Origin of the sequence: Candidatus Cryosericum septentrionale (assembly GCF_003570995.1) — a bacterium.
GTDB classification, from domain to species: Bacteria; Caldisericota; Caldisericia; order Cryosericales; family Cryosericaceae; genus Cryosericum; species Cryosericum septentrionale.
This window is the reverse complement of record NZ_QXIY01000017.1, coordinates 72,223-83,549: the sequence shown is the minus strand read 5'-3', so window position 1 is coordinate 83,549 and position 11,327 is coordinate 72,223. Positions and strand designations below refer to the sequence as shown.

The window sequence follows — 11,327 nt, the reverse complement described above, 5'->3', positions numbered from 1 at the left end:
TCCGCGAGCCTGGCACATATTGACGAAGGACATATCCGGAAGTGTGGAGCGACCGCGTCGCTTGTGACCGCCGTGCTCCGCGAGCAGCTGGTTCCCGTGAACCCGGACGAGGCTACACTTCTTGCGCTTGGCATCTATGAGGACACGGGCTCGTTGCTGTTCCCCGAGACGACGGCATTCGACGTCGAACAGGCGGCTTATCTGCTCAAGGCCGGGGCAAGTCTTTCCATGGTCGCCCGCTATGTCACCACCTACCTGGTTCCGGAGCAGCAGAGTGCTTTCGAGAACGCACTGAACAATGCACAGGTCAGGACAGTGGCTGGAGCACAGATAGCATTTGCCATCGTGCATGCAGAGCGGAACGTCGGCAACCTCTCGGTCATCGTCCACCGACTAGCTCAGATCATCAAGGCAGAAGCGTTGTTCCTCATCTACCAGACACCCCAGGCGCTCTACGTTCTCGGGCGCAGTGACCGCCTGCTCAACGTCGCAGAGTTGCTTGCTCCTCTGGGAGGAGCAGGCCGGATCCATGCGGCAGCATCCATCCTGCGCGACGGAACATCCGCTGAGACTGCACAGGAGCACATTGTATCCGCGATAGCCGCGAGGGGTACGCAGTGGCACCAGGTGGTCCGCGATATCATGACGCCCCATCCCGCGACAGTCTCCCAGGACCGGTCCGCCGAAGAAGCCCTGCACATAATGGTGAATCTTGGGTTCTCGGTGCTGCCAGTCGAGCGTGATAGCCGAATTGTCGGCGTCGTTTCCAAGAAAGCTCTCGAGAAGACTTCGCTCACTCGGCTCCAGCAGAAGCCTGTGCATTACTTCCTGAATACGCGCATTGCGGCTGTTCCCCTCACTGCAACCGTCGAAGAGCTGATACAGGCGTTCGGTACGTACAACACAGGCCTCCTGCTGGTCATGGAACAGGACTGCCTTCTGGGCGTCGTGTCGAGGTCCGATGTCCTCCGCTACCTCAACAGCACGGCACATCCACAGAGCGTCGTGCGGACACCAGGCGTGCGGGTCATCGCGCGTTCCGACCTTGATCGGCTGGGTGGAAGCGGCACGGCGGCGACCTTGGCTAGAATTGGTCAGATTGGCGATGCGGAGGAAAACAGGGCTTATCTGGTCGGCGGCTCGGTACGCGACGTCCTCCTCGGCAGGCCTCCCAACGATTTCGACATTGTCACGGAGAAAGACGTCTCGGGCGTTGCCGCGGCAGTCGCCAAGTCCTTCAATACCAACGTGATTTCTTATGGACGCTTCATGACACACAAGGTTCGTATCCGAGAGCGGGAGTACGATTTTGCAGCTGCTCGCCTCGAGTACTACGACTTTCCGGGCTCGTTGCCCACGGTCGCCCCTGCATCATTGATGAAGGATCTGCTGAGGAGGGACTTCACCGTGAATGCTCTTGCCATGTCCCTTTCAGAGAGCGATTTCGGCACCATCGTCGACGCCACCGGAGGGCTGAAGGACCTTGAAGCCCGGACGATCCGGATGACGTATTCCGACAGCTTTATCGAGGACCCCGCGCGGATACTGCGTGCGGTGGCAGCCCAGACACGTCTGGGTTTCGCTCTTGAGGACGGTACCCGTGACAAGGCGAGGGAGGCTCTTGAGCTCGGACTCTTGAATGTGCGCCGCAACAGACGTGCACAGGACGAGTTCAAGGAGCTGCTCTTGGGAGGCAGGAGCGTCGCATGCATCAAAGCGCTTTGCTTACTCGGATGCGGACTCATTGGTCTTCCACTGGTTTCGCCGCGGGCTGCGAAAGTCCGACTCCTGTCCGCCCTCGAGGAGGGTCTCCACGTGGCCGTGAACGGCCTGGACGCTCCTCCGTGGGTTGCACCGCTTCTCGTGTGGCTAGGCGACATTCCTGCGGGGGAATTGCAGGAGGTCCTCAAGGACTTCGGACTGGGCGACCGACTGGCAACGGTGTGCCGGTCATGGCAGCGAAAGGAACGGGCATTGCGCCGCCTTCTCGAGCAAGGAACATGTAAGGTGAGCACTGCAGCAGAGGAACTCGATGGCTTGCCCTTACCCATGCTCTCGATCCTGGAGGCCCACCTTGCCGGATTGGAGACCACCGGACCTCGCGACCTCCTCATGACAGTCCTTTCTCGGATGGACGAGCCACCGCTGGTCTCAGGTAGAGACGTCGTGATCCTCGGCATTCCCGAGGGACAACAAATCGGACTGCTGCTCGACCAAGTGCGACGCCTCCAGCTGGACGGTACGATCGCCTCCAGGGAGGAGGCTATGGCGTACCTGTGCGCGTCGAAAGGTTGACGCACGGCCGTCCCCGCCTATAATAAAACCCACGCAGGCCCTTCCCTGACGTGCGCGCAACGCAGGGGCCCATAGCTCAACGGTAGAGCAGGTGGCTCATAACCACTTGGTTCTTGGTTCGAATCCAGGTGGGCCCACCAGGATGTCAGAATCCTCGATGAGGTGTATTCATGCTAATAGACAAGCTTTGGGAACTTCAAGAACTTCAGTTGGACTATCGACAGAAGGAACGTCTTCTGCAGGAGTCGGATCTCTCTTCATTGCTGAGTCACAAGATCGACGAAACCGAGGAGCAACTGGCCGCGTTGCGTGGGCAGCTGGAAACATTCCGGGCCGACGAGGTCAGGATCAGTGAGAAGTTGGACGATCTTTCGGCGAAGGTTCACGAAGCCGGCGCCAAGCTGGGGAAAGAAGAAATGTCCGAAGACAAGGTCCAGAAGCTTGAGGAGAAGATGAAGAAGCTGACCCTCGAGAAAGAAAAGGTCGAGAATGCACAGGGGAAGAATTTTCACGACCGGCAGGACGTGGAGGATCAGACCAGAGCCTCGGAATTGCTGGTAGAGAAGCTTCGCAAGGAGCTCCAAAGCATTCCCAAGTTGGACACAAAATCGAGAGCGGCCGTGAAAAAGTCTCTTCCGACCCTGCGCAAGGACATTGAGAATCGCAAGTCGAAGCTGCCGCTCAAAGCCAAGTTGATTTTCGACAACCTGTCGCAGAAGTTCAGCGGAGCTCCTATTTCAAGAGCGGCCAGTTCGACCTGTGACTACTGTCACGTGAGGCTTCCCCAGAAGATATTGTTCCGTCTTCGTAATGCCGAGAGCGGCGGTGATGCTGAAGAGCTTATCCGTTGCGAGATCTGCGGCAAGATACTGTACGTCGGCACCAAAGACCGCGAATGAGTCAGTCGCAGGCAGGAGTTTCTCCTGCTTGAGGAAAGTCCGGGCTCCAAGAAGCGAGTTGCTCGGGAAACCCGAGTGGGGGTAACCCCAAGGAAAGCGCAACAGAAAATACACCGCCCCGCAAGGGGTAAGGGTGAAATGGCGGTGTAAGAGACCACCGGCAGACCAGCGATGGGCTGCGCATTGCAAACCCCAACTGGAGCAAGACAAAATAGGAAGGCAAACAGGGCTGCTTCTCCCTGCCTTTGGGTATGTCGCTTAGATAAATGACTGACCACGACAGAACCTGGCTTATCATTCGCGGAATAGCAAGAGACCCCGACCTCACGGAAGGGGTCTCTCTATTTCCAGGCGTTCTTGCCGATGACGTCTCGGCATTCACCTCGCGGGAAACGTGCGGCAGAGAGTTACACCTGCTCTGCTATCTCGATCAGCTCGGCGAAGGCGGACGGCTTGAGGCTGGCTCCTCCAATCAATCCACCATCTACCGAAGGGAGGCCTGCGATGGATGCGAAGTTGGCGGGCTTGACGCTGCCGCCGTACAGAATCGCGACGGAACCACCAATTGCCGTTCCGAGAAGCTGCTTGAGATGTTCCCGGATGAGGTGATGTGCTTGCTCTATCTGCTCATTCGTGGCATTCACCCCCGTTCCAATGGCCCATACTGGTTCATAGGCGACAATGAGCTGAGCGCCATCGGAGAGCCGGACGTCGCTGAGGGCGGTATCCAGCTGCCCAAACACGACCTCCTCGATCTTGCCGGCATTGCGCTCTTCGAGTGTCTCTCCAACGCACAATACGGGAATCAGGGACGCCTCCAGGGAGTTGACCAGCTTGCGGTGAAGCAGAACGGTTGACTCACCAATGATGTGTCTGCGCTCCGAATGCCCTATGAGCACGTGGGTCGCCCCTGTGGAACGGATCATGGCCGGCGAGACTTCTCCGGTGAATGCGCCTTCTACCTCAGCCGCGACATCTTGAGCGCCGAGCAGGACCCAGGCCGGGACCGAACCGGTTTCTGCCAAGGCTCCCAATGCGATGTAATTGGGGAAGACGATGACGCGCACCTTGTCCGCCTGCGGGGGCGTGGCGCTGGCCAGTTCGGCAAAGTACGTCCTCGCCTCCTCAATAGTCTTGAACATTTTCCAGTTTCCTGCAACGATTTTCATGTTGTTCTCCTTTTGACGCGACATTTGAGACCCACGCCCACTATGACTCTTCATCCTCGGTCGAGTGTGGCGGAGCCGTGGGCAATCGCTCTGCACGCACTCTAGAGATTCTCTTCCCGACAACGTTTACTACTGTGAAAATGATCCCCGCGCGCTCGACCTTGTCCCCGACACGAGGAAGGCGTCCGATTTCAGACAGCATGAGCCCCGCGACGGTATCGTAGTCTTCACCCGATAACTCCGACTGAAAGAGTTCCGAAGTTTTGTCGGTCGAGACCGAACCCTTGATGAGGAACGCATCCGCCCCCACGTTCTCGATTTCAGCGGCCTCCTTATCATACTCGTCCTGGATCTCGCCGAAAACCTCCTCCAGAATGTCCTCGACGGTGATGAGCCCTGAAACGGCACCGTACTCGTCGAAGAGAACAGCTATCTGGATGCGCTGCCGCTGCATCTCCTGAAGCAAGCTGCTGATCTTCTTGGTATCGGGAGCAAAGAATGGCTGCCGGAGGATGCCGCTCGCCTTGACGTTGGGCCCGGCACCGCCTGCCATGGCTCTGAGAGCATCCTTGGCATAAACCAGTCCTACCACATTGTCGTCGTCCATGACCGGTAGACGGGAGTGACCGGTTTCATCGATTGCCCTGATCACCTCACTGATCGGCACATTCTTCTCAACTGTTGTCACATCCACAAACGGCGTCATGATCTCATACGCCAGCGTGCTGGTGTAGTCAAAGATATTGTGGATGAGTCGCTCCTCCTCTTTGTCGATCACGCCGTCCTCCTGCCCCATCTTCAGCAGGTAACGGAAGTCCTCGGAATCGTTGAGGTAGCCCATGTGCTTGGCACGCCGCAGCAGCGGTCCCGTGAAGACCCCCGCGACTGCCGCAAGTGCACGTGCGCCTGGATAGAGCAGCAAGTAGAGGGGATAAAGCGGAATAGCTGTGGCGCGCATGACCTGTTCAGGGAACGCCCTGCCGATCGATTTCGGGATAGTCTCAGCGAAAATGACGACAACGACCGTCAAGGCGAGCGTGGAGACCACTGCAAGCAGATCCGGGTTCACACGCGTGAACTCAGTGAGTACGACCCGCGCGAAGATAAAGGATGCCCCAAGATTGGCCATGTTGTTGCCCAGGACCACCACCGCGATGAGCATCGAATGGCCAGCAGCCATTCTGGTGCTCAGCCGATCAGCAAAAACAGAAGATTCAGCCGCCTTTTCCAAAGCCATCGGCGTCATGGTCACGTAGCCGTATTCCACCATGGAGAAGAGGAACGAGAGAGCCAGGAGGACCAGCAATCCGACGATCGGTCCAGTCATGCAGGCCTTCTCGCCACATCGGGGCAGTGCCCCTGCGCCAGCTTTGCGAAAACCTCTTCCTCGCGGTGCTCCATCAGAGTGCGGTCATGCTCCTCGATGTGATCGAAGCCCACCAAGTGGAGCACAGAGTGAACAAGAGAGAACGCAAGCTGGTCTTCAAGGCTGTTCCCACTGGAGATGGCTTTGCTTTCCACCGCATCCATACAGATGACGATGTCCCCCAGTACCCAGCCCGTGCCGGGCGCGGCATAGCCCAGCGGAAACGACAGCATGTCGGTGGTCGAGTCGCTGCCTCCGTGGTCACGGTTCAATTCCCGCATCTGAGACGCTGGGACGAAGTAGCATGAGACGGCGACGGCGCGTCGAACACCCGGAATAGCGGTGAGTTCCGGCTGTATCAGGTAGGCTATGCGGACGACAAGCGCTATGAGAGCCTTGCTGTCCACCTGCCATCCGGGATCCGACAGCTCGACACGACAGTGTACAGATAGGTCAGATTCTTTCATTTGCCTCCTCGGGCGTCAGATAGGCATCTCGAACATGATAGAATGAGATAAGAGACGTGAGAAAGTAGTCCCTGACAGCGGCGATCTCACCCAGCGTTAGCTGTGACTCGGCGAGTTGACCGTCGGCAATGCGAGCGTTGACAACCGCATCGATGAGTCCTTCCAGAGCTGGTTTGTCCACCTTGGGAAGCGAACGCGCCGCGGCTTCAACGCCGTCGGCGAGGAAGACAAGGGAGGACTCCCTCGTGTGTGGCTTGGGCCCTTGGTACCGAAATGTGTCAGGCGAGAGGTTTGGCTGCTCGGCGGACGCCTTGTCGTAGAAGAATTGGACGACAGTCGTGCCATGGTGCTCGGCGATGATATCAACCACCTCGGGCGGCAGGTGATTGCTCCTTGCAATCGTAACACCTGACTGGACGTGCTCCAGGATCACCTTGGTACTCAGTTCAGGCGAGATATCTTCGTGGATGTTCGGCAATTCTCCCCGGTTTTCGCCGAAAAACTGTGGATGCAGCAGTTTGCCGATGTCGTGGTAGTAACCCCCAACGCGAGCCATCAGCCAGTTTGCACCGATAAGCTGAGCGGCACCTGCCGCAAGATTGGCCACGCTGAGGCTGTGATGGTAGGTTCCCGGGGCGCTTTCGAACAGCTGCGCCAGGAGTTTGCTTCCCGTATCCAGAAGCTCGCGCAGCCTCACCACCGTAGCAACGTTGAACAGTCGCTCGAAAACCAGGGTCAGTCCCAGTGCAAACACGGCTGCAATGACCCCCCCTGCGACCAGATACCCGGCGTTGGCAGCAATCACGGATAGCCGCTGTTCGCTGACCCCGGCAAGAGCGCTGTAGACAAGAGCAGCTGATGCGCCCGCAATCGGCCCGGCGATGAGAAGGGCACTCATCTTGTTCACCTTCCGCATGACGATGAATACGATAACAGCCCCCACGACGAGTCCCGAGAGCACTTCTGCGGGCATCGGAACCATAATCCACGTCATGACCATCAGAGCAAAACCGAACACCGTGGCAAGGGCGCCCTCGAAGAAGACGAATCCGAGCAGCATGCAGAGGAAGAACGGGGTCATCGTTGCCGTCACACTACCGGCGAGCCAGCCGATCACGATGCAGGAGCCGCCTATGACCGCTATCTCCATCAACAAATGCTCGGTCCGGCCTTTTGCTGAACCCAGGAGCATGACTGCCAGTGCGATCGTTCCCCAAGCGAGCAACGCCACCAGCATCTGAGACACGACGTTTTGGAGCGCGCGAGGTCCCCAGACCAGACCGGTACTCAACAGCAGATCGACGGTGCTCTGGTCCAGTACACTCCCTTTCTTCACGACGGCGGTGCCGGCGAGGATGGTTGAGACGACAGGCGATACCGAGGACGCAGCTTTGTCACGGGCAAGCTGAGTCGCCTCTTCATCATATATGAGGTTCGAAGACACGAAACGGACTGCCAGGAGGTATGCCGAGCGTACCTGGTTGTCGGAAATACCGTACTTCTTGAGTTCCGTGTTGATGCTCTCGCGGGCAGCAGGAAGGCTTCCCTCGAGTACGCCGCGACCCATGACTATCGTCAGAGCCTCACGCGCCGCCGTCTTGGACGATTGAACCTCCGACTCGGAGCACGTCACAAGGTACTTCGTCGTTGCACCTTGCGCGGTCATGAGCAATGCCGCGATCTGCTGAGACTCCTGGTCCACGGGGGCATCCTGCGCACGTATGCTGATGACCTTTGTCATGACGCTTTCGAGTGCAGTTGTCGCCGTCGGCAGCCGCGAACTGTCGAACTTATAGATAGGAGCGACTTCGTCCATTGCGCGCTTGCGAAGGTCCTCAGTTCTGCCATTATCGACATAGACGATATCTCGCCTGGAGACCATGTCCGCGCTGACGACCGTGCCTTCAGACACATTTCTAAGCACGGGGATGAAGGGAAGGGCGCACAGTACGGCGGACAGAAGCGCTACCAGGATAAACACCAGCGTACCGGTCCGTCTGAACCGCGTGAGCCGGAGAACGAGGCTGTGACGAACGGTTCGCACGAAGTGGGTCATTTTATTCTGTCTGGTCATGGCTGCTGCCGCTCGCCTCGTTTCTGTGCTTTGTTGCACGGAAGAATGTCATGCTCACGTCTCCGTACCGCCTTTCCTTGTAGCTCTCCAAGTCTACCTCTGGGCCATCATACCGTTCATGCACGGGTCGCTTGGATGGATGCTCCATAATTATAATACAGCCGTCTGCTGCGTCGCGCAAATGCTCAGACAGGGTAACCAGCAGCCCTTCCTGCAATCCGGAGTCAAAGGGCGGGTCTGCAAAAAGGACATCGAACTCCCCTCCCTGCAATCCGCTCACGTATCCATCGGCGTCGCCTTTGACGACAGAAGCCTGCTCCTGAAGCGCAAGCATTCGCAGGTTGTCAACGATGAGACGCACTGAGCGATTGTCGACATCGACAAAGGTTGTATGTGCCGCTCCGTTACTGAGCGCTTCTATGCCGACCGCACCAGTGCCGCTGCAGACGTCGATGAACCGCGCTCCCGCAAGAACCGGTCGCATCATGTCCATGACAGCCTCTCGCGCCTTGTCGGACGTAGGGCGCAGCCATGGTTCCTTGCCGAGTGTCTTCAGCGAACGGCCCTTCAGTGTGCCTGACTCAATGATCATATCAGTTGTCCTCCATGCCTGGCTTTGAAGCGGGGTACCGGAGAGACAGCATACAAGCCAGATCGGCATGTTCCGGAGCACCAAGTGACGGGTCATGTTCCAGGAGTTCCGAGGCAATCTTTCGGATGTCCGGAAGAGCGGAAAGGTCGCGATAACTCAGCAGCGCCGTAGATCCGAACAATGGAACGTCATAGCCATGCTGGACCGTCCCAAGGATGTCGCCGGGCCCTCGCAGTTTCAGGTCTTCCTCTGCAATCTGGAACCCGTCGTCAGAGTCGACCAGGACCTGCAGGCGTTCGGTACCCTCGGCGGTCACATTGCCCTGGATGAGGATGCAATGGGAGACGGAGGATCCTCGGCCGACTCTTCCACGAAGCTGATGGAGCGTAGCAAGCCCAAACTTCTCCGCATCCTCGATGACCATGACACTTGCGTTCGGCACATCGACACCAACCTCCACGACAGTCGTCGCAACCAAGGCGTCCAGATTTCCAAACCGGAAGGCATCCATGGTCGACTGCTTGTCACTACTCTTCATGCGCCCGTGCAACGACGCAACGCGCAGGCCCTTAAGGCTGCCTTCGGTCAGCTCCCGCATGGTCTCCTCGACTGACGCGGTGCCATCGCCCTCGTCCGAAGCCGGGTCGATGGCGGGGACCACGATAAACGCCTGCCTGCCCTGAGCTACCTGTTCGCGCACCATGGCATAAGCGCTGTCGCGTGTGGTGGCCGTGAGGAGATGCGTCTGGATCGGGAACCGCCCCGGAGGTTTCTCCACCAGTTCGGAGATGTCAAGATCCCCGTATATGGTCAGAGCAAGTGTTCTCGGAATCGGGGTCGCGCTCATGACGAGTGAGTGTGGCTCTTTGCCCTTCGTTCCCAGAGCCACGCGCTGAGCAACTCCAAAACGATGCTGCTCATCGACTACACTCAGACCAAGACGCTCGAAGACCACGCCCTCCTCAAGGATGGCATGCGTGCCAACGAGACAGTCGACTCCCCCGGTCGCGACTGCGCCCAGGATACTCCTGCGCTGGGATTTGGTCATCCCTCCGGTCAGCGTAGCAACTCGCACCCCGAGAGGAGCAAGCAGCTCCTGAAGCACGCGTCCCGTTTGCTCCGCGAGAATCTCAGTGGGACTAAGGACGGCGCTCTGGTATCCGGCCACCTTGGCCGCGTACGCCGCGTACCCGGCCACCGCCGTCTTTCCTGAACCAACGTCCCCGTGGAGCAGCCGGTGCATCTGCCTCGGTCTGCGCACGTCTCCCTCGATGTCTCGCATGGCTGCTGCCTGAGAAGCAGTGGAAACAAACGGCAGCACCCCGACATAACGTTCGACCGTCCCCGTGGGCAGGTCGAACGGGCTTCCCGGGACATCCTGTTCGGCATGCCTACGCATCAGGACTCTCAGTTCAAAGAGAAACAGGCTATCGAACGCAAACCGGCTCCGCGCCTTTTCTGCCTCGCGTTCATCGCTCGGAAAGTGCAGGGAACGGTAGCTCCATGCGAGGTCGGGCAGCTGGAAGTGGGAAGCCACATCCCGTGGCAGATACTCAGCCGTCGATGAGGGGATCCGGCCTACGGCACGCCACAGATGAGCCCGCAGTCCCTTCTGAGTAATGCCCGAAGTGAGGTGATAGAGCGGCACGATTCGGTTCATATGTAGTTGAGCCGCCGGCGTTCCCGACTCCTCGAAGGCCGGCTGCATCAGCTGAGCCCCTTCGAACGAGTTCTCCAATCTCCCATAGAAATCATAGTCATGTCCAGCCTGAAGCCTGTTCCTCACAAACCGGTTGTTGAACCAGACGAGATGGAGCACGCGCCCGCCGGGGTCTCTGACTGACGCCTTGACCAGCAGAACTTTTCGTCGGATCTCAGTAACCGTCAGCAGACGTGCCTTGATGAGGACCATCTGCCCAAGCGACTCACGCGACAGCTCCGCCGGATAGCGCAGGTCGAGATAGCCTTTGGGCGCGTGCTGGAGAAGGTCGGCAATGCTGCTGACACCGAGTTTCCCCATGATCTCTTGAACACGGGGCCCGACTCCCCATAGTGTGGACACCGGTTCTTCGAGTACCTGCAGCAAGGCTTTCATGTTATCGGCAGGAGGCTTCGACACCAGCGTTGCACGTGCCGGAGGCGCGCCGGCAGGCAGTGGCGACCCGGCAGGCGGAGACTTCGAGTCGTCCAGAAGGGCAAGAAGCGCCGAACACCTGTCTGCCCGCGTATGCTTCGGCAGGAACTGATAGTCGACCAGCAAGGACCGCAGCTCGTTCGATACGCCATGATCCACTGCAGGCTGTGTTCGTGTGCAAGAGCCTTCCACGGTCGCCAGGGCGAGCTGCGCAAACCCGCCTACAGCGGCGTCATCCTGACAGCCACGCTTGAGTTCCAGACGCACCAAGTCCCGCAGAAGATCTTTCCACGTATCTGATTCGGCTGGACTGCCTCCGCTGCTCACTGGG

8 protein-coding genes, 1 tRNA gene and 1 other RNA gene are annotated in these 11,327 nt (G+C 58.5%); 4 read left to right on the top strand and 6 right to left on the bottom strand.

The genetic code is table 11. The features are described from left to right. From SMC1_RS04595 to rnpB, 4 genes are all read left to right on the top strand, one after another. The coding region (locus tag SMC1_RS04595; protein ID WP_126855168.1) for a CBS domain-containing protein at window positions 1-2,295 on the top strand (2,295 nt) is incomplete at its 5' end. A gap of 65 nt (window positions 2,296-2,360) precedes the next feature. Next, a tRNA-Ile gene (locus SMC1_RS04590) sits at window positions 2,361-2,435 on the top strand. A gap of 30 nt (window positions 2,436-2,465) precedes the next feature. After that, a complete protein-coding gene (locus SMC1_RS04585) occupies window positions 2,466-3,194 on the top strand; it encodes a hypothetical protein (protein ID WP_119085617.1) in 729 nt (242 codons plus the stop codon). Beyond that, window positions 3,184-3,503: RNase P RNA component class A (gene rnpB, locus SMC1_RS04580), an RNA gene on the top strand. The genes SMC1_RS04585 and rnpB overlap by 11 nt, the downstream gene beginning before the upstream one ends. Window positions 3,504-3,601: 98 nt before the next feature. Here rnpB and tpiA read toward each other — a convergent pair. From tpiA to recG, 6 genes are read right to left on the bottom strand one after another with little or no spacing between them, the layout of a single operon-like run. Continuing rightward, a complete protein-coding gene (tpiA, locus tag SMC1_RS04575; protein ID WP_165849217.1) occupies window positions 3,602-4,363 on the bottom strand; it encodes a triose-phosphate isomerase in 762 nt (253 codons plus the stop codon). A gap of 40 nt (window positions 4,364-4,403) precedes the next feature. Beyond that, a complete protein-coding gene (locus SMC1_RS04570) occupies window positions 4,404-5,690 on the bottom strand; it encodes a hemolysin family protein (RefSeq protein WP_119085615.1) in 1,287 nt (428 codons plus the stop codon). Then, complete coding sequence (gene ybeY, locus SMC1_RS04565) at window positions 5,687-6,196, bottom strand: rRNA maturation RNase YbeY (RefSeq protein WP_119085614.1); 510 nt, start codon at window positions 6,194-6,196, stop codon at window positions 5,687-5,689. Before ybeY ends, SMC1_RS04570 begins: the two co-directional genes overlap by 4 nt. Then, window positions 6,183-8,270 (bottom strand): HD family phosphohydrolase, encoded by a 2,088-nt coding sequence (locus tag SMC1_RS04560; RefSeq protein WP_119085613.1) that lies wholly within the window; start codon window positions 8,268-8,270, stop codon window positions 6,183-6,185. Before SMC1_RS04560 ends, ybeY begins: the two co-directional genes overlap by 14 nt. Further along, window positions 8,254-8,862, bottom strand: coding sequence for a 16S rRNA (guanine(966)-N(2))-methyltransferase RsmD (gene rsmD, locus SMC1_RS04555; protein ID WP_165849215.1), 609 nt, complete (start codon window positions 8,860-8,862; stop codon window positions 8,254-8,256). The genes SMC1_RS04560 and rsmD overlap by 17 nt, the downstream gene beginning before the upstream one ends. Window position 8,863: 1 nt before the next feature. Beyond that, a complete protein-coding gene (gene recG / locus SMC1_RS04550) occupies window positions 8,864-11,323 on the bottom strand; it encodes an ATP-dependent DNA helicase RecG (protein WP_165849214.1) in 2,460 nt (819 codons plus the stop codon). Window positions 11,324-11,327 lie beyond the last annotated feature (4 nt).

Bases quoted from the DNA above. Each gene is read 5' to 3' on its own strand.
- SMC1_RS04585 (WP_119085617.1), top strand. From the start codon at position 2,466: ATGCTAATAGACAAGCTTTGGGAACTTCAAGAACTTCAGTTGGACTAT.
- SMC1_RS04560 (WP_119085613.1), bottom strand. From the start codon at position 8,270: ATGACCAGACAGAATAAAATGACCCACTTCGTGCGAACCGTTCGTCAC.
- tpiA (WP_165849217.1), bottom strand. From the start codon at position 4,363: ATGAAAATCGTTGCAGGAAACTGGAAAATGTTCAAGACTATTGAGGAG.
- rsmD (WP_165849215.1), bottom strand. From the start codon at position 8,862: ATGATCATTGAGTCAGGCACACTGAAGGGCCGTTCGCTGAAGACACTC.
- ybeY (WP_119085614.1), bottom strand. From the start codon at position 6,196: ATGAAAGAATCTGACCTATCTGTACACTGTCGTGTCGAGCTGTCGGAT.
- SMC1_RS04570 (WP_119085615.1), bottom strand. From the start codon at position 5,690: ATGACTGGACCGATCGTCGGATTGCTGGTCCTCCTGGCTCTCTCGTTC.